Source organism: Salinispora pacifica DSM 45544, assembly GCF_000378845.1.
Lineage (GTDB): Bacteria > Actinomycetota > Actinomycetes > Mycobacteriales > Micromonosporaceae > Micromonospora > Micromonospora pacifica.
On the sequence record NZ_KB905359.1, the window covers coordinates 3,458,711 to 3,479,437 of the forward strand.

Below are 20,727 nucleotides of genomic sequence, written 5' to 3' on the forward strand. Positions count from 1 at the left end.
GGATGGGCGTCCAGCGTTTTCGTGGACCCCGGTGGGGTATGCGGGCGGCAGCAGGCCCGGTAAGCCGGGAGTGTCCGGAATAATGGATTTTGCCGACAACGTTGCGTAATCAGGCAGCTACAGAGCATGATGGGGGCGGCGACAGCGCCACAGGTCGTCCGTGCCGCCTTGGGGGAGGTCGGCGGGCGATCGGGGGAAACAGCCGGCTGGTCCGCGATGGGGTCGGTAGTACTGCAAGGGGGGACGTGTACAGATGGGCATGATCACTGACTGGCCGTCGCTGGCGGCATGTCAGAACGGGGACCCGGACGCGTTGTTCGTACAGGGCGCCGAACAGAACGTGGCGAAGCGGATCTGCCGAAGCTGCCCAGTCCGGTACGAGTGCCTGGCCGACGCGCTGGACAACCGGATCGAGTTCGGCGTGTGGGGCGGCATGACCGAACGGGAACGGCGGGCGTTGCTGCGCCGCCATCCGCAGGTCGCCAGCTGGCGCAAGACGTTCGAGGCCGCGATGAAGAAGAACGCCAAGGAGAAGGCCGACCGGGACAAGGTCCTGGCCGCCACGGTCGGCTGACGAGTCTTTCTTGGCCGCCCGCGGCCGGGCTGACGAGACCCCTGGCGCCCCGGCCGGCTACGGATCACCCCTGGCCGGCCAGCGAACCGATCGTCCGTAGCCCGTCGATGTCGTGGACATCGGCGGGCTGCGCGGTTACCGAGGCCACCGGCACGGTCGGGAACGCCGCGGTGAACCGGGCAGCCACCCGCTGTTCGCGTACCGCCTGGTGGGCAAGGGCGGCATGGGCCCGCAGCACGTGCACCGTGCCGTCGTGGCCGCCCAGCCTGACCAGCCGATCGGCGGCGGCCAAGCTCTCGTCGGGGTCGAGCTCCGGGGCCGCCGGGCGGTGCACCCGGTTGAGCACCAACCCGGCGAGCGGCATCCGGTCGGCCCGCAGCCGGCCCGCGAAGTACGCGGCCTCCCGGACCGCGTCCGGCTCCGGCGCGGCGACCAGGAGGAACGCCGTCTCCTGGGCCTGCAGGATGCGGTAGGTCTGCTCCGCTCGTTGGCGGAAGCCGCCGAACATCGAATCGAGGGCGGCCACAAAGCCGGACAGGTCACTCAACAACTGGGCGCCCAACAACTTCTGGACAACCTTCGAGAACATGCCGAACCCGGCGGTGACGAAGCTGAACATGCTCCGTCCGCCCGAGCGGGCCGGGGCGAGCAGCAGCCGCAGCATCCGGCCGTCCAGGAAGCGGGCGAGGCGAGCCGGTGCGTCGAGGAAGTCCAACGCCGAGCGGGAGGGCGGAGTGTCCACCACGATCAGGTCCCACTCGCCCCGGGCGTGCAACTGCCCGAGCTTCTCCATCGCCATGTACTCCTGGGTGCCGGCGAAGGTGGAGCTCATGGCCGCGTAGAACGGGTTCGCGAAGATCTCCGCGGCCCTCGCCGGATCGGTGTGCTGGAGCACCACGTCGTCGAAGGTGCGTTTCATGTCGAGCATCATGGCGTGCAGCTCACCGCCGCTGGCCTCGACGTCGATCCCCTTGACCTGGCGCGGAGTGTTGTTCAGCTCGGTCAGCCCCAGTGACTGGGCCAGCCGGTGCGCCGGGTCGATGGTGAGCACCACCGTGCGGCGACCGTGCTCCTCCGCGGCCCGGAGCGCGAGCGCGGCGGCGGTGGTCGTCTTGCCCACCCCACCCGCCCCGCAGCAGACCACGATCCGTACGCCGGGATCGGCGAGAATCCGGTCAACGTCCAGCGGCGGCGCCGCGTCGTCGGAAGGCACCAAACGAGCGTATCGGGCCCGGTTCAACAACGCTCCCGAGCCGACCGGAGGAGTGCCTCAAGCCGCTCGGACGAGCGCCGCGGCCAGCCGATCCAGACCCGCCCGGTCCACCCCGTCGGGCAGCAGCGGCAGCTCGACCAGCGGCAGGCCCAACTCGGCCAGGTCGGTCCGGAGCGAATCCTCCAGGTCGCGGCGGACCGACTGGTCACGCGCCTCGGTCGCCAGCCCGGAGACGGTCGCCTCGTCGGCGGGCAACCCGGCGGCGAGTAACCCGGCGGTGAGCTCCGCCGCGGTGATCGCGGCGTTGACCGGTGCCGGCGGGCGGGTGGCGTTGACGATGATCCGCCCGACCGGGAAGCCCAGCGCGGCGAAGTCGGCGATGGCGTCCGCGGTCTCCTGGACCGGCATCTCCTCAAGGAGCGTCACCACGTGCACGGCGGTCATCGGGGAGCGCAGCAGCGCGGCGACCCCCTCGCTCTGGGTCTTGATCGGCCCTACCCGGGCCAACCGTGCGGTCTCGGCGGTGACATTGAGGAACCGCGCGATCCGTCCGGTCGGCGGGGCGTCCAGTATCACCGCGTCATACACCCGCCGCTGACCCAGCGTGCGGGTGGTGGCCTCCTTCACCTTGCCGGTCAGCAACACGTCGCGCAGCCCCGGGGCGATGGTGGTGGCGAAGTCGATGGCGCCCAGCTTGCGGAGGGCCCGGCCGGCGCCGCCGAGTTTGTAGAACATGTCCAGGTACTCGAGCAGGGCCTCCTCCGCGTCCACGGCGAGAGCCCGCACCTCGCCGCCGCCCGCGGCGTCGGTCAGGTGCCGTTCGACGTAGGGGAACGGGTCGCTGCCGAAGAGCTGGGCGATGCCCTGCCGTCCCTCGACCTCGACCAGCAGGGTGCGCCGGCCCCCGGTGGCGAGGGCGAGGGCGAGGGCGGCGGCGACGCTGGTCTTGCCGGTGCCGCCCTTGCCGGTCACCACGTGGAGGCGGGCCGGCCACTCGATGCCGGCCGGCTCGGCCGGTTGCTGTGCTGCTCCCACCCGTCGAGCCTAACCAGGTGTCACCCTCCGGCGACCTCACAGACCCGCCAACCCGTCGTCTTGATCACGGTGAGGCGCAGGGGTAGTTCGGCGGCCTGCTCGTCGGCGGTACTCATGATGACTGTGGTGGTGAGGACGGCCCGGTCCTCGGTCTCCTCGTCAATTTTCGGGGGGTTCCACCGGAAGTGTGGCTTTTCATAGTCGGCCACGTACTTCTCCACCTCGGTGACCTTCGCGGAGATCTTGTCCTGGTCCCGGGCGGCCGAGCAGACCAGGCTCGACGCCTGGGCCGCGTCCCGGTCCTTGTAGACGGCGGTGAGGAACTCCTCCACGGCGACCTTGGGCTCCTCGGCGCCCGGGCCCTCCTCCGTGGGGCGCAGCACCAGGAATGCGGCGACCCCGCCGCCGATGCAGAGCATCAGGGTCACCGCGAGGGCGATCGACGCGATCAGGAATCCGCGTCGGCGGCGGGGCGCCGGACTCTGCTGGTTCGGAGGATAGGGGGTGGCCGGTGCGGGGTATGCCGACGGATTCGGTGCTGGCGCGGCGGGGGTGGCCGGCGCGGTCGGGTGGTCGGGCTGATTCGTCGGGTCGTCGCTGGCTGGCTGGGACATCGCTCCCCCGGGGGGTGGGACTGCGTCGGCTCGGCGAGGCGACGGGTGGCGGTAGGCCGCCGTTTACGACCGGAAGGGTAGCGGTTGGCCCGGCCGTTGACAGGACGCCGGGTTCTGCCCAGGACCCGTCGACTCCGGATGTTGTCCACATTCCGCCGGATCGGGTGTCGCATATGTGACTTGGCGGTCGGAATGCCGCGCGTCCTGTTGGCGGCCGTCGAACAGCAGCCTACGTTCCGATGATGCCGGGATCGGGCCGTGGGCCCGGCCGAGCGGCGTGGGCACGATCAGGTACAAACCGCCGGAGGCAGGGCATGCACGACGTGGAGAACACCCCCCGGACCCAACTCCCGGCCGCGATCCGGCTGGCCGCCCCCGGCGGTGTCCCGGACCAGCCTGCCCTGCCGCCCCGGGACGAGGAGGAGCCGGGCTACGTGGTGCATCTTCCGGTCCGGGTCGCCGACCACGCCGCTGCTGTCGCGCTGGCGGGCACGATCGCCACCTCGTTGAGCTTCCTCGGTGCGGTTGACGCCGGGGAGACCACCGTCTCCACGGCGGACGACCAGAACAACCGGCACCGGGTCTTCTGTGACCTGCCGCTGCTGGACCGGTCCCGCTGCCCACGGCCCTATGACCACGCCGGCCCGTGCGGGGAGGTGGTGGCCGAGCAACGTCCCGCGCCCCAGCCCGCCGTCGGACCGTAGGCTGTGTCCTGGAAAGAACCGCACTCCAGGAAAGAGAGCCTTCCAGCGATGCAGAAGTGGGAATACTCCACGGTCCCGCTGCTGGTCCATGCGACCAAGCAGATCCTCGACAACTGGGGCGAGGACGGCTGGGAACTGGTGTCCGTGGTTCCCGGTCCGAACCCGGAGCAACTCGTCGCCTACCTGAAGCGGCCCAAGGCATGACCGGGCCGTACGCGAAACTCGTCGAGCTGGGGCACGAGTTGCCCGAGATGGTGCCCCCGGTCGCCAGCTACCTGCCGGCGGTGCGGTCCGGGCAGCACGTCTACGTCTCCGGCCAGCTACCGATGGCCGAGGGCAAGCTGCTCGCCACCGGAAAGGTCGGCGCCGACGTCTCTGCCGACCAGGCCAAGGAGCTGGCCCAGCGGTGCGCGCTGAACGCGCTCGCGGCGATCAACTCGTTGGTCGGGCTGGAGCAGATCGTCAAGATCGTCAAGGTGACCGGCTTCGTGGCGAGTGCCCCGGGCTTCACCGGCCAGCCCGGCGTCATCAACGGTGCCTCCGATTTCTTCGGCACTGTCTTCGGCGAGGCCGGTCGGCATGCGAGGAGCGCGGTCGGCGTGGCGGAGCTCCCCCTGGACGCACCCGTCGAGGTTGAGGTCATCGTCGAGGTCACGGCCTAGCCCCCTGCCGCGATCTTGCACGTCCTGCCGGTCAAAGCCCCTGAACGGGTACGAAGCGGAGGTTGGAGGTGCAAGATCGCGGGGGCCGGTGCCGGTGGTCGTACGATCGCAGCCATGAGCGGGCACTTCACGGCGCCGGCGACAGCTCTCGCGGGTGCGCTGCCGGGGTGGGTCACGCTGTTGCGGGCCCCGAACCCCGGGCCGATGACGTTGACGGGAACCAACACCTGGGTGCTCCGCGCCGCCCCCGAGCAACCGGCGGTGGTGATCGATCCCGGGCCGGCAGACGAGACGCACCTGGCCGAGATCGCCGCCCAGGGGCCGATCGGGCAGGTGCTGATCACCCATGGGCACCCCGATCACACCGAAGGCTCGGCACGCCTGCACGCCCTGCTCGGTGGTGCGCCCGTGCGCGCCGCGGATCCGGCACACACCATCGGCGGTACGCCGCTGACTGAGGCCGCCGGCGACCTCGGCGGCGACCCGCTGGAGATCCGCCTGCTAAGCACTCCCGGGCACACCGCGGACTCGGTCTGCTTCCTCGCGACGTACGGCGACGAGCAGGTGCTTCTCACCGGTGACACCATCCTCGGTCAGGGCACCGCCGTGGTCGCCCACCCGGACGGGCACCTCGGGGACTACCTGGACAGTTTGGAGCTGCTCGCGACGTACGCCGGAATCCCGGCCCTGCCCGGTCACGGCCCGGCGCTGGCGGACTGCGGCGCCGCGGCGGAGTTCTACCTGGCCCATCGGCGGGCCCGCCTCGACCAGGTCCGGGCCGCGCTCGAAGCCGGTGCCCGCACCGCCGCCGAGGTGGTGGCGGTCGTCTACGCCGATGTCGACCGGTCACTGTGGTGGGCCGCCCAATGGTCGGTCCAGGCACAGTTGGCGTACCTGGGCCGGGAATCCGGCGCCACCGATGCGGAGTTGGAGTAGACGTGACCTGCCCGGTGTGCGGAACCGTCGCGGTACCCGGTGCCCGGTTCTGCCACAACTGCGGCGCCGCGCTGCCGGCTGCGGCGACGCTGCCCGCCACCGAACGCCGCGTGGTCACCGTGCTCTTCGGTGACCTGTCCGACTTCACCTCCTGGTCGGAGGATCTCGACCCGGAGCGGGTCGGCGCCGTCACCGACCGGGTGCTCGCGGCGCTGGCCGGTGCGGTCAAGACCTTCGGCGGGCACGTCGACAAGCTGACCGGGGACGGCATCATGGCGGTCTTCGGTGCGCCGGTGGCGCACGAGGACGACGCCGAGCGGGCCGTTCGGGCGGCGCTGTCGATGCAGCGGGCGGTGCGCCGGGTCCTCGACGACGAACGTGGTGGCGGCGGGCCACTGGGGCTGCGGGTCGGGCTCAACACGGGGGGTGTGATCGCCGGGATCCAGGCGGCCCTTGAGTACACGGTCATCGGAGACACGGTCAACACCGCCGCCCGGCTCGCCGACGCGGCGGCGGTCGGCGCGGTCTACGCCGGGGACCGGACCGCCGCTGCCACCCGGCACATCGCCTCCTGGCGGGCGCTGCGCCCGCTGCGGCTGAAGGGCAAGCGCGAGCCGGTTGCGGCGTACGAGCTGCTTGGCCTGCTGGACGCCACCGGCACCCGGTCCGGGCTTGGGGACGAGGCGCCCTTCGTCGGCCGGGAGACCGAGATCGGGCGGGTGGCGGGCCGGCTCGCCGAGGTGGTCGACCGCGGTGAGCCCCGGGTACTGCTGATGACCGCCGAGGCCGGCATCGGCAAGTCCCGCTTCGCCGCCGAGGTGGAGCGGCTCGCCGCCGGCTACGACGTGGGCGCCGGCCGGTTCGCGGCGTACACCGGCGCGCGGGTGCTCTCCGTGCGCTGCGTCGCGTTCGGTGAACGGCGCCGGCTCGCTCCCCTGGCGGACCTGGTCCGCGCCGCGGTCGGCCTGCCCACCGACTCGGCCACCGCGCTCACCCGACCGGCGGTCGAGGAGCGACTGCGTCGGCTGGGCCAGCGCCTCGGCCGTACCGGTGGTGATTCCGCGCCGGTCGCCACCGAGCAGTTGCTGGCCCTGCTCGGGTACGCGGAGCTGCCCAGCGGCCCCACCGACCAGGGCGAGTGGCGCTCGGCGAGTCAGTCCGCCGATGGCGACGCGGTGCCGAACGCCGTCGCCGACCTGCTCAGCGCCCTCGCCGCGGAGGCGCCGTTGGTGGTCGTGGTAGACGATCTGCACGACGCGACCACCGAGAGCACCCAGGCGCTCGGCGAGACCCTGTCCCGGCTCGTCGGCCCGGTGCTGGTGCTGCTGCTGGGCCGGCCGGAGCTGGTCCGCACGGCGGGTGCCCTGACCCGGGTGGCCGACGCCGAGGTCCATGCGCTGCCGCCGCTGCGTGGCGCGGATGCCGCGCGGCTGCTCACCAGCTACCTCGGTGACGGCCGGTTGCCCCAGGTCGACACCGATCGCCTGCTCGCCACCGCGCAGGGTAACCCGTTCTACCTGGCTGAGCTGGTCACCCTGTTGATGGAGCGGGGCGCGCTGACCGCCGGGACCGACGAGGACTGGCAGCTCGCGCCGGGCTCGCTCGGCAGCCACCTTCTCTCCCGTGACCTCGCGGCCGTGCTCGCCGCGCGAATCGACGCGTTGCCGCCGGACGCCCGTTCGGTGCTGCGGGACGCGGCGGTGGTCGGCGACACCGTCCCGGCGGGGGCGCTGGAGGCGTTGCGGGAGCAGCGGAGCGGTCGGGACGGCTGGCCGGCGGCGGTGGCCGCCGTGGAGCTGGAACGCGCGGTCGAGGAGTTGTTGCAACGCCGGATGTTGCACCGCGCGCGGTCCGGCCACACGTTCGCCACCCCGCTGATGCGGGAGGCGGCCTACGCCGGGGTCAGCAAGGCCGAGTTGGCCGAACGGCACGCGGCGCTCGCCCGCTGGGCGGCGGCCGATCCACCGACCGGCACCCCCGCCTCCGGTGGGTTCACCGAGGCGGCCCGGGACGACTTCGTGGCCGGGCACGTGGAGCGGGCGACCGCGCTCGCCGACGCGGTCGGACTGCGGCCGGACGCACCGGCGCGGGCCGTGGTCCCGGTCGGGGTCGCCGCGTTGGGCCACGCCGCCCGCCGGTCGATGTACGTCGGAGAGCCGCTGCTGGCGGTGGAGTACGCCGAACGCGCCAGCGAGCTGGCTCCGGACGGGGTCCCGGCGGCCGACCGGGTGGTGCACGCGCGCGCGCTGCTCCAGATCGGCCAGGCGGCCGACGCGCTCGCGAACGCGGAGAAGATCGCCGCCAACGCCGGGGACGAGGCGGCCACCCGGGCGAGTGCGCTGCTCCTGGCCGGGCAGGCGCAGCAGACGATGGGCGACCCGGATCGGGCGGTGAGCTCCTGGCAGGAGGCGTTGCAGGTCGCCTCCGCCCACGAGTTGCCGACGCTGCGTGCGGCGGCGATGCGGCAGCTCGGGATGGCCGACTTCATCGCCGGCCGGCTGGGGCAGGCCAGCAGCCGGCTCGCGGCGTCGTACCAGACCAGTCTCGCGGTGCAGGACCGCCGTGGGCAGGCGTGGTCGTTGCAGAACCTGGCCTGGGTGACCACCACCCGGGGCGACTTCGCCGGTACGGACGCGGTGCTCGGTCGAGCCGCGCGGTTGTTCGCCGAGCTGAAGGATCCGTACGGGCGGGCCTGGCTGCGGGGCACCACCGCCTTCGCCCGGCTGCTCGCCGGCCGGCTGCACGAGGCCGGCCGCCTCGCCCGGGCGTTCCTGCCGTTCGGCGAGCGGGTCGGCGAGCAGTGGGCGGTCGGCACGCTGCGGGCGGTGGAGGCGTTCGCCACCGCCGAGCTGGGTGATCTGGCTGAGGCCGACCGGGCCGCCCGGCGGGCGTACCGGGACTTTGACGTCGCCGCCGACGAGTGGGGGCGGGGCTTCGCGTTGGTGGTGCGCGGGGTCATCGCGCGCGGCCTGGGCGAGCCGGAGCACGCCGCGGATCTGCTCACCGATGCGAAGGGGTACGCCCGCCGTACCTCGCATCCACTGTTGACCGGCATGGCTGGCACGCTGCGGGGGTTCGTGGCGTTGGACTCGGGCGACCACGACCTGGCCGAGCGGGAGGCGCGGGCGGTGCTGACCGCCGTCGAGCCGTACAACCCGTGGGCGCCGGCGCAGGTGGCGCCGCGGGTGCTGCTGGCCACCGCCCGGCTGGCGGCCGGCGATCCCGCCGCCGCGGTCGGCCTGCTCGCCCCGGTGGCGACCGCCGCGCAGACCACGCCGGCGTTGCTCTTCTCCCGTCGCCTGACGCTGGCCCAGTACGCCTCCGCCCTGCTCGCCCACGGGCAGGCCGAGCAGGCGCTGGACTGGGCGCGGCGGGCCCGTTCCGTCCCGGCGGAGGATGTGCGCAGCCAGGTGATCGCCGCCGTCGTGTTGGCGAGGGCGTTCGCCGCCACCGGCGAGTCGGTGGCGGCGCGGGCCAGCGCCCAGGAGGCGGTACGCCTGGCGTACGCGACCGAGCAGCGGAGCGAGCGGCGGGCCGCGGACGACCTCCTCAGCCGGTTGGCGGCGGCTGACTGATCTGGCCGTCGGCGGCAGCACCGGTGGCAGATTTTGGCAGTTCCGGTGATGCGGTACAGGGTGGATGGTCGATAGCGTGGGGGCCGCGCACGATCCGGGAGGTGGGCGTGCCGGACGGAAGGGGTCTGATGAAGCTGCCGCGTTCCGCTGCCGGCTGGACAGTCGCGATCTTTGGCTTGCTCGCGTTGCTTGTGGGCGCGGTTGGGCTGATCTGGCCGGAGGCGCTGCTGCGGCTGCTCGGCTTCGAGGTGCTGGAGTCCCGGGCATCGGGTGACTACACCGTTACCTTCCTGACGGCCTCCTCGATGGCGTCGTTCAACATGGGGGTCTACTACCTGCTCGCCGCGGCGACGGAGTGGCGGGCCTTCTACCGGTTCACGGTCGGGTTCCGACTCCTCACGTTCACCGTTTTCAGCGTCCTGGTGCTGGCGGATGCCGCTCCGGGCCGGTTCTTCGGGGTGGCCGCCTGGGAGGCGTTGGGCGCGTTGGCGACCGCTGCGGGTCTGTGGTGGGATCGCCGCGGCCCGGGCGCTGCGGCACCGGGCGGCGCCGTCTCGCCCTCGGCCGACCCGGCTGGTCCGGCGTCCACCGCTGACGCGGTTCGCTGAGCAGCCCACCTGATTCGGTATTTTCAAGTCGTGACCGAGACCTCGCCTGGCGCGCTACCAACGCCCCTTGTGCCCGGGCTGACCGATCTGCGGGTTTTTGCCCGGGGCGGTTACGCGACGATCTACAAAGCCACCCAGATCTCGGTGGCCCGTGAGGTGGCGGTCAAGGTAGAAAACCGCACCCTGGACAGTGAGCGGGATCAGGCCCGGTTCCTCCGGGAGGCACGGGCGGCCGGTCGGATGTCGTCACACCCGCACGTGGTGGACCTCTTCGACGTCGGCGTCACCGTGGACCAGCACCCATACCTGATCATGGAGCTCTGCGACGGGTCGTTCGCCGAACGGATGCGTACCTCGCCGCTCGGCCCGCTGGAGGCCCAGGACCTCGGAGTCAAGATCGCCGACGCGATCGCCCACTCCCACGCGGCCGGGGTGCTGCACCGGGACATCAAGCCGGCCAACATTCTTCACTCCCACTTCAACCCGGCGGTGCTGGCCGACTTCGGGCTGGCCGTCGTCGCCGAGCTGCGGGACGCGACAGTCGCCCTGGAGGTGCTCACCCCGGCGTACGCGCCGCCGGAGATGTTCAACCACAGCCCACCGTCGCCGGCAGTGGATGTCTACGCCCTCTGCGCCACCCTCTACGCGGTGATGCACGGTCGGCCGCCGCGTTGGCGGTCCGAGCGTAACCCCAGCCTGGTGACGGTGCTGGAGATGTTCCAGCAGCCGGTACCCGGCCTGCCCGGGGTGCCGGAGGAGCTGGTCGACATCCTTCGGGCTGGCATGTCGAACGACCCGGCGGCGCGACCGTCCGCCGCCGAGCTGCGGGACCTGCTGGCCGCGCTGCCGGTTGGCGGGACCGCCGCCAGCACCCCTGCCGAGCCGGGCGCCGGCGGGCACCCCGGGACGGCCCCGAGCGGGCATTCCGGAGTGGCCGCGGACGGCCGGCCGACCTACCCGGCGCCCCGCGCGCCGGTCGAGGACGTACACCCGACCCTTCCCTCCTCCACCGCCCGGCGTCGGCGGCCCTGGTTCCTCGGCGGCGCGGGAGTGGCCGCCCTCCTCGCGGCCGGCGTCGGGCTGGTCGGTGTTGGGCCGGATCGGATTGGGCTGGATGGCGGCCTGGACGCGTCGCGACCGACCTCGAGCGTGGGCCGGACCCCCGATCCCGCCCTCCGGCCCGCCTGCGCCCGGGCCGCGGAGCTACCCTCCGGCGCCCGGTGTGGAGACGAGCTGGAGTGTTTCGGTCCGATCTGGGGCCGCGGGTCAGGGACCCCTGCGGAGCAGGTGCCCTGCTCGGGTGAGCACACCTGGGAGAGCTACGCCGAGGGCGAGCTGTCCGAGGCGGCACCCGGGGTCCGCTACCCCGACATCAGCGTCGACCCGACGGTTCGTCGAGTGTGCAACGAGACCACCTTCAAGCTCGCCGCCGGCCTCACCCACACCGAGGGGTGGAAACTGGAGGTGCTGCCCCCCGGGGAGGCGGAGCGGACGTACCGCTGTGTGGCCGGGCGCGGGCTGGACGCGCTCGCCGCCCCGACCCTCGTGCGCTGAGTGCCGCGTTGCGACCCTGGCCGCAGGGTCGCCGACGACGAATGAAGGCCAGGTGAACATGGATCGGTCGGTTCTCTTCGACATCGACGGCACCCTCGTGGACTCGACCGAGGCGGTCACCACCAGTTGGCGTACGGTTGCCGCCCGTTACGGCGTCGCGGCGGACGCCATCCTGCGGGTCTGCCACGGCCGGCGTGACGAGGATGTGGTGCCGGAGTTCTTTCCGCCCGAGGCGGTCGCGTCGGTCCTGCGGGAGCTGGCCGACCTTGAGCTCTCGTACGCCCACCTGGTGCGCCCGATCCCCGGCGCCACCACCGCGCTGACCATGATTACCGATGGCAGGTGGGCCGTCGTCACGTCCGGGTCCCGCCGCCTCATGACCGCCCGGATGCGGGGCGCCGGTCTGCGAACGCCATCGATCTTCGTGGCGGCGGAGGATGTCCGCCACGGCAAGCCCGATCCCGAGGGGTATCTGCTGGCCGCCCGGCAACTCGATGTTGCCGCCGCATCCTGCGTTGTCGTGGAGGATTCCCCCGCCGGAGTCGCCGCCGGCAAAGCGGCCGGGGCCGTGGTCGTGGCGCTCGCCACCACCCACGCCCCAGCGGAGCTGGCCCTCGCCGACGCCGTCATCGACGACCTGCATGAGCTGGACCGGGCGATCAGCACATCCGTTCACCGCGCGCGACGGTGACGAGGCGGCGGGCTGCCTGGACGGGTGTTTCATCCTTTTAGTGGGCATTACTCGCATTATGTACTGTTTGGAGCTTAAGTCCGTTTTGCTCGTGGTGGTTGCTACCGCCTTCTGGTAGCCGAGGAGCGCCAGCCCGGTCTGCCCCGGGCGGCGAAGCTCCTCGCCGTTCACGGGGGAAGGACACCAGGATTGCGATGAACCATCAGGACCACACACCCGGACCCAAACCGGTGCGCCCCGACCAGGGGCGTGCGGGGGTGCGGTGGCGATGGACTGTGGGGCTGGCCGGGGTGACCGGACTGGCTCTCACCACGGTCGGTCTCGCCGCCCCGGCCGCTGACGCGGTCGGACGTCCCCTCGCCTCCGTCAACGAGCAACCCTCCGTCGACGACCGTCACAGCGGGGACGAGCCCGACAAGGGCAAGTCCGGCAAGGGGCGGAAGGGGAAGAAGCCCGAGGGGATCCCGGTGCCCTGTGATGCGGACAAGCTGATCGCCGCGATCACCCTCGCCAACGCTCGCGGTGGAGCCGTGCTCGACCTCGCCGAGAAGTGCACCTACACCCTCACCGCCAACATCGACGGTGCCGGCCTGCCCGCGATTACCACCCCCATCACCCTGAACGGCGGCAAACACACCGTCATCACGCGTGCCGCCGCCGTTGACGACTTTCGGATCATCGCCGTCGATGTCGGCGGTGACCTCACCCTCAATCACCTGAAGATCACCGGTGGGCAGGCGGACGGCGACGGTGGGGGAGTGCTCGTCAACGCCGGTGGAGCGTTGACCGTCAAGGACAGCGCCGTCACCCGCAATATCGCCAGCAGCAGGGGCGGTGGTATCGCCAACGACGGCATCACCACCACCAAGCACTCCACGATCAGTCGTAACATCGCCGAAAGCACGGGTGGCGGAGTCGACAATGACGGTCTGCTCACCGTCGAAAAGTCTTCCGTCACCGCGAACACGGTCAACAACGCTCTCAGCTTCGGCGGAGGTATCGGCGGTTCACCTGGTAGCACGACCCTCGTGACCGGCAGCACCATCAGCGGTAACCGCACCGGTGACGCCGGCGGAGGAGTCGGTAGCTTCAACGCGACGGTCACCCTCACCGACTCCACCATCACCAACAACACCGGCAGCAACGGCGGTGGGGTCTTCGCCGAAGGGGGAATGCTGACCGTGCGGCGGGTCACCGCCACCGACAACACCGCCGCCCTTCAGGGTGGCGGCCTCAGTATCCAGGCGCTCACCGAGGCAGCTGTGGTCACCGTCGAAGACAGCAAGATCGCGGGTAACGTCGCGCCGGGCGCGAACGGTGGCGGGATCGTCAACTCGGCCCTGTCCTTCGACTCCACGGTAGTCGTCCGAGACACCTTCATCACGACCAACCAGAGCGTATCGGGGGGTGGGATATTCAACATCGGAGTAGGTGGGGTGGCCACCGTCAACTTGTTCAACACGAAGATTGTCAAGAATATCGCCACCGGTAACGGCGGGGGCATCCTCAACGCGTTCGGTACGGTGAACCTGAACCCGGCCACCGGTACGGTCGTCGTCAAGAATCGGCCGAACAACTGCGTCAACGTGCCCGGCTGCGCCGGATAGCGGCCTGCTCGCGTTGGGCTCGGAGGGGGCCCGTTCCTGCCGTAACCCGGTGGGAGCGGGCCCCTCGTGTGTCCGTAACGTCGGAGGGCACCCGAGCTGCGCCCCAGTCAGCGACAGCTATGAGCTGGAGCAGGCCATCAGCGCATCCGTTCCCCGCGCGCGGCGGTGACGAGGCGGCTCACCTCATCGCCGTCGGTCGCCTCGCGTCCGTCGCGCCGGACGGGCGCGCGTAGGTGCACCTCCCGTACCCCGGTTTCGGCCAGTACCTGCCGGACGTTGTGCGAGCGGATACCGCCGGCGGCGATCACCCGAAGCCGATCGCCGGCCCGCTGCCGCAGTACGGCGATCCGGGCGGCGCCGGTCAGCGCGGTGGTCGCCGCGCCCGAGGTGAGCACGGCGCCCGCCCCGAGGTCGATGACCTCGTCGATCGCCGCGAGCTGGTCGTCGACCTCGTCGAAGGCCTTGTGTACGGTCACCGGCAACGGCCCCGCCGCCTCGATCAGACGACGCAGCACGGCCAGGTCGAGGTTGTTGTCGGGGGTGAGCGCGCCGACCACCACCCCGACCGTGATCCCGTGTGGGTTGGGCAGGGCGCGGAGGGCCGCGATGTCGGCGAGCATCACCTGCTGCTCGATCTCGCTCACCCGGAAGTCGCCACCCCGGGGCCTGATCATGACGCGCAAATCGGCCGTACGCAGCGTACGCAGGGCGACGTCAACCGTCCCCAGGCTCGGCGTGGTGCCGCCCTGGCCGAGGTCGGCGCAGAGCTCCAGCCGGTCGGCCCCGGCCGCCTCGGCCACCAGTGCGGTCGGCACATCACTGACGCAGATCTCCACCGTGGTCATCCGACGGCCTGGACCTGGGTGGGCGTGCCGGTCGGCTCCGGGCGTAGCGGCAGGTGGCAGGCCACTTGGTGCAGGCCGCCAGCCAGCGGGGGCTCCGTCGTGCAGATCTCCGCCGCGCGGGGGCAGCGCGTACGGAACCGGCACCCGGTGGGTGGGTCGAGGGCGCTGGGAAGCTCGCCCCGGATGGTCGTGCCGTCGCGAGTGGCTGCCCGATCCGGCGTGATGGACGGGACCGCGTCGACGAGTGCCTGCGTGTACGGGTGCCGGGCAGCCCGCACCACTTCCCGGGCGGGCCCGATCTCGACGAGCTTGCCGAGGTACATCACCCCGATCCGGTCCGCCATGTAGTCGACCACGGACAGATCATGGCTGATGAAGATGTACGCCAGACCGAGTTCGCGCTGCAGGTCCCGCATCAGGTTGAGCACCTGCGCCTGGATCGACACGTCCAGCGCGCTCACCGGCTCGTCGCCGACGATCAGCCGGGGGTGCAACGCCAGCGACCGGGCCAATCCGATCCGCTGCAGCTGACCGCCGGAGAACTCGTGGGGGTAGCGTTCCAGCGCGCGCCGGGACAACCCCACCTGGTCGAGGAGGGTGGCGATCCGTGCCTGCCGGGCCGAACTGTCACCCACCTTCTGGATCTCGAGTGGTTCGGCGAGGATGGCGTCAACCCGCATCCGGGGGTTCATTGCGGCGTAGCTGTCCTGGAACATGAGTTGGACCTGTCGGTGCATCCGGCGTCGTTCCCGGCCGGTGAGGTCGGTGAGATCCGTACCGTCCAACACGATCTGCCCGGCGGAGGGTCGTTCCAGGCCAACGGAGAGTCGTCCCACAGTGGATTTGCCGCAGCCGGATTCACCGACGAGCCCGAAGGTCTCCCCGGGCCTGACCGCGAAGGAGACGTCGGCCACCGCGCTGACCTGCCCGGCTGTCCGGCGCAACAGCCCACGGCCGTGCACCGGGTAGTTCTTGACCAGGTTCCGCACCGACAGGACAGGAAGCTCCGTGACTTCGGCCGGCGCGGCCGTGACCGGCTCCGCCGCGGGTTCGACCCGTGCCGGCTCCGCCGCCGGTTCGACCCGTGCCGGGACCGGCCCGGTGACCGCCCCGGCAGGCGTGGGTACCGGGTGCAGACACGCGTGCTGGTGCGCACCCGGGGTCAGGGACGGGTCAGTGGTCCGACAATCGTCGCTGACATACGAACACCGCGCCGCGAACCGGCATCCGGTCAGGGGGCCGGACAGGTCCGGTGGCAGTCCGGGGATGCTGATCAGTCGGTCGTGTCCGCCGCTGTCCCGGATGGCCGATTCGGGTAGCGCCCGCATCAGTGCCTCGGTGTAGCGGTGTCGGGGCGCGTGGAACAACTGCTCGGTAGCCGCGGTCTCCACGACCCGTCCGGCGTACATGACGGCTACCCGGTCCGCCCGACCGGCGATCACCCCGAGATCGTGGGTGACCAGGATGACGGCCATCCCGAACTCTTCCCGGAGGTCGTCGATGAGTTCGAGGATCTGCCGCTGGGTGGTGACGTCGAGTGCGGTGGTCGGTTCGTCAGCGATCAGCAGGCTTGGTGAGCAGACCAGGGCCATGGCGATGGCGACCCGTTGCCGCATACCGCCGGACAGCTCGTGCGGATAGTTGTCGACGATCCGTTCCGGCCGCGGCATCCCGACCCGGCGCAGGATCTCGATGGCCCGGTCCCTGGCCTCCGCCCGGCCGACCCGCTTGTGTACGCGCAGCGGTTCGGCGACCTGGGCACCGATGCGGATGGTGGGGTTGAGCGAGGTGAGCGGGTCCTGGAAGACCATGCCCATCCGGACACCTCGGATCCGGCGTACCTCATCGGTTGGCAACGATCGCAGATCCCGTCCCTCGAACAGAATCTGCCCACCGGTGACGCGACCGCCGGGCGGAAGTAGGCCCATGATCGACAGTGCGGTCATCGTCTTGCCGCTGCCGGACTCGCCCACGACGCCGAGGGTCTGCCCGGGCGCGACGTCGAGACTGATGCCGTCGAGGGCGTGTACCGTGCCACGGCGCAGCGCGATGTCGGTGTCGAGGTCCCGTAGCTCCAGCAGGGGCCGGCCGGCTGCCGCGTGCCCGGCCGGCGCGGAGTGCCGGGCGGTTAGACCGATCGATTCGCTCATTCTCTGCTCCTGCTAGCGTCGCCGGAGGCGAACCTCGAAGGCGTCCCGGAGTCCGTCACCGATGAAGTTGAAGGCGAGGACGATGAGGATGATGGCGATCCCGGGCGGGTACAAGAGCCACCAGTGGCCGCTGTAGGTGTCCGCGAGACCGTCGGAGAGCATGCCACCCCAGTTCGCCGCCGGTGGGGGGATGCCGAGGCCGAGGAAGGACAGGTAGGCGACGTAGAGGATGGCGTCGGCGACCTGGAAGGTGGCGTTGACGATAACCGTGCCGATGGCGTTGGGGATGATGTGTCGGCGGACCGCACGGCCGCCCGTGCCGCCCATCCCGCGCATCGCCTGGACGTACTCACGGGAGCGCAGCGTCAGTGCCTCACCCCGCACGAGCCGGGCCGGGCCCAGCCAGGCGAAGGCGCCGATGATGAGGATGAGCATCGGTGCGCTCGGCGTGACGATGGCGGCGAGCAGCATGAACAGGAACAACGAGGGGATCGACATCATCGCGTCGACAACGCGCATCACCGCGGCGTCCACCCAACCGCCGAAGAAGCCGGCGATGGCACCGAGGAGCGTGCCGACGATGGTGGCGAGGACCCCGGCGGCTAGTCCGACGATGATGGAGGTCTGGCCGCCGAGCATCAGCCGCCCCAACTGGTCGTAGCCGACCCCGTCGGTGCCGAGCAGATGTCCCTGCTCTCCCGGGGCCAGGTGAACGGAGGCGAGGTCCGTGTGCACCTGGTCGGTCTGGTAGACCAGCGGTCCGAGGAAGCTAACCCCGGCCAGCAGGACGAACAGGCCCAGTCCCACCAGGGCAAGTCGGTTCTCGCAGAAGACGGTCAGTCCCTGCCGCCAGAGGCCACGCGGTGGCGTGCCGGTTGGCTCGGCCGGGCCGACCGCTTCGGACAGCGTGCTCATGTGGCGCTCCCACGGAGTCGGACTCGGGGGTCAACGGCGGCGTAGAGCAGGTCGGCGACGAGCGCGCCGACGACGGTGGCGATCGAGATGATGACGGTGACCCCGAGCAGGATCGGGAAGTCACGCTTCAGCGCCGCCTGCCAGAACAACTGGCCCATGCCGGGGAAGTTGAACAGCGACTCGACGACCAGCGCTCCGCTGAACAGCGCGGGCAGGTACATCCCGAGCAGCGTGATGACCGGGAACAGCCCGTTGCGCAGGGTGTGCCGCAGCACGACCCGTCGTTCGGAGAGCCCCTTGCTGCGGGCGGTGCGCACGTAGTTCTCGTTCAGGTTGTCGATCATCGATGACCGGACGTACCGCGCGTAGACCGCGATGGTGACGATGGCGAGGGTGGCCGTGGGCAGGACCAGCCCGGCTGGATCGGCGAGCAACTCGGCCACCGTGAACCCCTGCGGCGCCTCCGGAGGCAGGATCGGCCAGACCTGCGAGAAGACGATGATCATCATGAGGCCGAGAAAGAAGATGGGCGTGGCGTACGCCAGCAGCGACAGCGCGGTGATGGCGTAGTCGGGCCAGCGGTTGCGGCGGATCGCCTGGAGCACGCCGAGTGGGATCGCCAACACGACGGCGAGCAGGGTCGACAGCAGCGACAGCACCATCGTTTTGGGTAGCCGCTGTTCGATTGCCTCGAGGACAGACTGGTTGAGCTGGTAGGAGTAGCCGAGATCGCCCTGCAACAGGCGTTGCACGTACATGCCGTACTGCTGGATCAACGGCCGGTCGTAGCCCATCTCGTGGTTGAACGCCGCCAGCTGCTCCAGCGTCGCCTCCTTGCCGAGGGTGGCTCGTGCGGCGCCCCCGGGCAGCAGGTGCAAGATGAGGAACGCGATCACCGTGACGAGCACGATGACGATGAGAGCCTGTCCCAGCCGTGCGATGAGGTACCGGGCCACTGTGCGGCTTCCTCTCCCTGGTCGGGGCCCCGACGACGCACGGCGCGTCGCCGGAGCCGGGACGATCAGCGGGCTACTTCCAGGACCAGTCCTGGAAGTACATGAGGTTCATCGGGTCCTGCGGTTCGACGCCCTGCAGGCCGGAGCGGTACGCCGAGACCTGGTACACCGGGTTCGGCATCCACAGCACGGGCAGGTCCTTGGCCAGGAAGTCGTTGTACGCCGTGAGTGCGCTCTCGTCGCCGGCGAACTGGGTGGCCTCGATGAGCTTGTCCGCCTCCGGGTTGCTGTAGCTGCCCAGGTTCACCGGGGCGTCGGTGGCGAAGAGCCGCTCGCCGCTGGCGAAGGCCGGGTAGTACCAGCTGCCCTGCGAGCCGAAGAAGGACATGTCCCAGGAGCAGCTCGCCTCGGTCGGCTCACAGGTTGGCGTTACCGCGACCGAGTCGGGCACCTCTTTGATCGTCAGCTGGATACCGAGCTTGGCCATCTGTGACTTGATCTCGGCGAACATCTTGGTCGTGGCGGCGAACCCGGTCTGGCTGGTCACCGTGAACTCGAGCGGGGTGCCGGCGGCGATCCCCTCGCCGCACTGGTTCGGGCCGGTGCCCGGCGACTGGCAGGTGGTCTGCCCGTCCGGGGTTACCTTCCAGCCGTGGCTCTCCAGCAGTTCCTTGGCCTTGGCCGGATCGAAGGAGTACACGCACCCGGCGGTGTCGGTGTTGGTGCCGGGTTTGGCCGGTACCGGGCCGCAGGTCGGCGCGGCCGTGTCCGACCAGATCACTTTGCTGATTGTCGGCTGGTCGATGAGCATCTGCAGCGACTGCCGAAGGTAGGGCTGCTCGAACAGCACGCCGGATTTCGGGTTGTTGTAGTTGAGCTGGAGGTAGGTGATCGACCAGCCGTACCACGGTGAGACCGTGTATCCCTTGGACTCGAGGTAGCTCGTCTGGGACATGTTGGCCGCTGGCACGTACCCGTAGTCGATGTCGCCGGCGCGGAGCACGTTGAATTCGGCGTCATCGCTGGTGAACGGCCGCAACACGACCTTGGACAGCTTCGGCTTGTCCGTGCCGGAGTAGTTCGGCTCGGCGGCGAGGGTGACCTCACCGTTGGGCACGTACTTCTCCAGCTTCCACGCGCCGCTGGTGACCTGCCACAACTCGTTGGAGTCGTACGTCTTCGGGTCCTTCGAGGCGGCGATGAGGAAGTCGAAGACCTTCTTGGCGCCCTCCGGGCTGCTGGCGAGGTCGCTCACGTCGGCGGTCGCGGAGTCCTTGTCCCAGGCGTGCTGGGGCAGGGGCGTGATGCGGTTGAGCTGGTTGTCGACGAACCACGCGGTGTTGTAGACCTCCGTGGTGGTGATCGAGAAGGTCTTCTCATCCTTGATCGACCACTCGTCGACATTGTCGGGGAAGCCGCCGGCCCGGTAGGACGCCCACTTGTCCTTGTTCGCCGTGACCAGGTCGTACCAGAACTGGATGTCCCTGGTGGTGATGGGCGTGCCATCGGACCAGGAGTTGTCCTTCAACGTGATCGTCAGCGTTCGGCCGTCGTCGCTCACCTGCGGTGGCTCGGCCATCGAGCGTTCCGGGTCGATGTTGTACTGCGCCGTGCCGTCCAGCCGGTACTGGTAGAGGGAGCGGTAGAGCGCCTGGCCGAAGATGGCGTTCTCCCCCTGGGTGAAGCCGGGCGCTGAGATCGGCAGGATCCAGTTGGGGGTCCGGAAGGCGACTGTCACGGTGTCCTTGCCCTGACTACCGCCGTCCTTGGACGATCCGCTGTTGTCACCGCAGCCGACCAGACCTGCCCCGAGGGCGATCGTGGCGGCTGCCGCCACCGCGCCACGCAGGGCGCGGCCCGGAAATCTGCTCGTCATGAGTCTCCTCGTGTGATGTGCACGTGCCCCTACGTCACCGGGTGTCGGCGCCTTGGCCGGGTACCCCGCCAGGCGCTGCCTCGGCGATCAACGCGAAGAATGTATCCAGGTGGAAGTGGTACGTCAACGAAAATTACCCACTTCATTCACTAAGTTTTGCCGGTGTACGATCGAAGTCGCCCGAAGCATTGACCGTTTTCCTCGCCTGGGCG

At 70.5% G+C, this 20,727-nt stretch carries 18 protein-coding genes; 10 read left to right on the top strand and 8 right to left on the bottom strand.

Annotated features, from left to right (window positions below):
• Positions 1 to 253: 253 nt before the first annotated feature.
• Positions 254 to 574, top strand: a complete 321-nt coding sequence (locus tag SALPAC3_RS0115735; protein WP_018217540.1) for a WhiB family transcriptional regulator — start codon at positions 254 to 256, stop codon at positions 572 to 574.
• Positions 575 to 638: 64 nt separating this feature from the next.
• Here SALPAC3_RS0115735 and SALPAC3_RS0115740 read toward each other — a convergent pair whose 3' ends face one another.
• The 3 genes from SALPAC3_RS0115740 to SALPAC3_RS0115750 are packed head-to-tail and all read right to left on the bottom strand — an operon-like array spanning position 639 to position 3,436.
• The gene (locus tag SALPAC3_RS0115740) at positions 639 to 1,790 is read right to left on the bottom strand and encodes an ArsA family ATPase (RefSeq protein WP_026185621.1); all 1,152 of its coding nucleotides are present in this window, start codon (positions 1,788 to 1,790) and stop codon (positions 639 to 641) included.
• Positions 1,791 to 1,844: 54 nt separating this feature from the next.
• Positions 1,845 to 2,822, bottom strand: coding sequence for an ATPase BagA (locus SALPAC3_RS0115745; RefSeq protein ID WP_018222168.1), 978 nt, complete (start codon positions 2,820 to 2,822; stop codon positions 1,845 to 1,847).
• Between the two features lie 20 nt (positions 2,823 to 2,842).
• Complete coding sequence (locus SALPAC3_RS0115750; protein WP_018222169.1) at positions 2,843 to 3,436, bottom strand: Rv0361 family membrane protein; 594 nt, start codon at positions 3,434 to 3,436, stop codon at positions 2,843 to 2,845.
• A 314-nt stretch (positions 3,437 to 3,750) separates the two neighbouring features.
• On the opposite strand from SALPAC3_RS0115750, the gene SALPAC3_RS0115755 reads away from it, so the two are divergent.
• The 9 genes from SALPAC3_RS0115755 to SALPAC3_RS0115795 all read left to right on the top strand — a co-directional run bounded on the left by SALPAC3_RS0115755 (position 3,751) and on the right by SALPAC3_RS0115795 (position 13,773).
• Positions 3,751 to 4,140: a hypothetical protein gene (locus SALPAC3_RS0115755; protein ID WP_018222170.1), complete on the top strand. Its 390-nt coding sequence runs from the start codon at positions 3,751 to 3,753 to the stop codon at positions 4,138 to 4,140.
• Positions 4,141 to 4,188: 48 nt separating this feature from the next.
• Positions 4,189 to 4,344, top strand: a complete 156-nt coding sequence (locus SALPAC3_RS27760) for a Sp36 family protein (protein WP_018222171.1) — start codon at positions 4,189 to 4,191, stop codon at positions 4,342 to 4,344.
• Positions 4,341 to 4,802 (top strand): RidA family protein, encoded by a 462-nt coding sequence (locus SALPAC3_RS0115765; RefSeq protein ID WP_018222172.1) that lies wholly within the window; start codon positions 4,341 to 4,343, stop codon positions 4,800 to 4,802. Before SALPAC3_RS27760 ends, SALPAC3_RS0115765 begins: the two co-directional genes overlap by 4 nt.
• A gap of 114 nt (positions 4,803 to 4,916) precedes the next feature.
• The gene (locus SALPAC3_RS0115770; protein ID WP_018222173.1) at positions 4,917 to 5,738 is read left to right on the top strand and encodes an MBL fold metallo-hydrolase; all 822 of its coding nucleotides are present in this window, start codon (positions 4,917 to 4,919) and stop codon (positions 5,736 to 5,738) included.
• 2 nt (positions 5,739 to 5,740) lie between these two features.
• Positions 5,741 to 9,313: an adenylate/guanylate cyclase domain-containing protein gene (locus SALPAC3_RS0115775; protein WP_026185622.1), complete on the top strand. Its 3,573-nt coding sequence runs from the start codon at positions 5,741 to 5,743 to the stop codon at positions 9,311 to 9,313.
• Positions 9,314 to 9,441: 128 nt separating this feature from the next.
• Positions 9,442 to 9,921, top strand: a complete 480-nt coding sequence (locus SALPAC3_RS0115780) for a hypothetical protein (protein ID WP_018222175.1) — start codon at positions 9,442 to 9,444, stop codon at positions 9,919 to 9,921.
• 69 nt (positions 9,922 to 9,990) lie between these two features.
• On the top strand, positions 9,991 to 11,475 hold the full coding sequence (locus tag SALPAC3_RS0115785; RefSeq protein WP_018222176.1) for a serine/threonine-protein kinase: 1,485 nt from the start codon (positions 9,991 to 9,993) through the stop codon (positions 11,473 to 11,475).
• 52 nt (positions 11,476 to 11,527) lie between these two features.
• A complete protein-coding gene (locus SALPAC3_RS0115790; RefSeq protein WP_018222177.1) occupies positions 11,528 to 12,166 on the top strand; it encodes an HAD-IA family hydrolase in 639 nt (212 codons plus the stop codon).
• 194 nt (positions 12,167 to 12,360) lie between these two features.
• Entirely contained in the window at positions 12,361 to 13,773 is a 1,413-nt protein-coding gene (locus SALPAC3_RS0115795; RefSeq protein WP_026185625.1) for a hypothetical protein, read from the top strand.
• 137 nt (positions 13,774 to 13,910) lie between these two features.
• Here SALPAC3_RS0115795 and SALPAC3_RS0115800 read toward each other — a convergent pair whose 3' ends face one another.
• The 5 genes from SALPAC3_RS0115800 to SALPAC3_RS0115820 form a co-directional block, all read right to left on the bottom strand.
• Positions 13,911 to 14,618, bottom strand: coding sequence for a copper homeostasis protein CutC (locus tag SALPAC3_RS0115800; protein ID WP_018222179.1), 708 nt, complete (start codon positions 14,616 to 14,618; stop codon positions 13,911 to 13,913).
• Complete coding sequence (locus tag SALPAC3_RS0115805) at positions 14,615 to 16,768, bottom strand: ABC transporter ATP-binding protein (protein ID WP_018222180.1); 2,154 nt, start codon at positions 16,766 to 16,768, stop codon at positions 14,615 to 14,617. Before SALPAC3_RS0115805 ends, SALPAC3_RS0115800 begins: the two co-directional genes overlap by 4 nt.
• Positions 16,769 to 16,780: 12 nt before the next feature.
• On the bottom strand, positions 16,781 to 17,683 hold the full coding sequence (locus SALPAC3_RS0115810) for an ABC transporter permease (protein WP_018222181.1): 903 nt from the start codon (positions 17,681 to 17,683) through the stop codon (positions 16,781 to 16,783).
• Positions 17,680 to 18,639, bottom strand: a complete 960-nt coding sequence (locus SALPAC3_RS0115815) for an ABC transporter permease (RefSeq protein ID WP_018222182.1) — start codon at positions 18,637 to 18,639, stop codon at positions 17,680 to 17,682. The genes SALPAC3_RS0115810 and SALPAC3_RS0115815 overlap by 4 nt, the downstream gene beginning before the upstream one ends.
• A gap of 73 nt (positions 18,640 to 18,712) precedes the next feature.
• Entirely contained in the window at positions 18,713 to 20,515 is a 1,803-nt protein-coding gene (locus SALPAC3_RS0115820) for a peptide ABC transporter substrate-binding protein (protein WP_018222183.1), read from the bottom strand.
• Positions 20,516 to 20,727: the final 212 nt, after the last annotated feature.

Excerpts from the sequence above, each read along its gene's own strand:
- SALPAC3_RS0115735 (WP_018217540.1), top strand. The coding sequence starts at position 254 with ATGGGCATGATCACTGACTGGCCGTCGCTGGCGGCATGTCAGAACGGG.
- SALPAC3_RS0115750 (WP_018222169.1), bottom strand. The coding sequence starts at position 3,436 with ATGTCCCAGCCAGCCAGCGACGACCCGACGAATCAGCCCGACCACCCG.
- SALPAC3_RS0115755 (WP_018222170.1), top strand. The coding sequence starts at position 3,751 with ATGCACGACGTGGAGAACACCCCCCGGACCCAACTCCCGGCCGCGATC.
- SALPAC3_RS27760 (WP_018222171.1), top strand. The coding sequence starts at position 4,189 with ATGCAGAAGTGGGAATACTCCACGGTCCCGCTGCTGGTCCATGCGACC.
- SALPAC3_RS0115765 (WP_018222172.1), top strand. The coding sequence starts at position 4,341 with ATGACCGGGCCGTACGCGAAACTCGTCGAGCTGGGGCACGAGTTGCCC.
- SALPAC3_RS0115770 (WP_018222173.1), top strand. The coding sequence starts at position 4,917 with ATGAGCGGGCACTTCACGGCGCCGGCGACAGCTCTCGCGGGTGCGCTG.
- SALPAC3_RS0115780 (WP_018222175.1), top strand. The coding sequence starts at position 9,442 with ATGAAGCTGCCGCGTTCCGCTGCCGGCTGGACAGTCGCGATCTTTGGC.
- SALPAC3_RS0115795 (WP_026185625.1), top strand. The coding sequence starts at position 12,361 with ATGAACCATCAGGACCACACACCCGGACCCAAACCGGTGCGCCCCGAC.
- SALPAC3_RS0115800 (WP_018222179.1), bottom strand. The coding sequence starts at position 14,618 with ATGACCACGGTGGAGATCTGCGTCAGTGATGTGCCGACCGCACTGGTG.
- SALPAC3_RS0115805 (WP_018222180.1), bottom strand. The coding sequence starts at position 16,768 with ATGAGCGAATCGATCGGTCTAACCGCCCGGCACTCCGCGCCGGCCGGG.
- SALPAC3_RS0115810 (WP_018222181.1), bottom strand. The coding sequence starts at position 17,683 with ATGAGCACGCTGTCCGAAGCGGTCGGCCCGGCCGAGCCAACCGGCACG.
- SALPAC3_RS0115820 (WP_018222183.1), bottom strand. The coding sequence starts at position 20,515 with ATGACGAGCAGATTTCCGGGCCGCGCCCTGCGTGGCGCGGTGGCGGCA.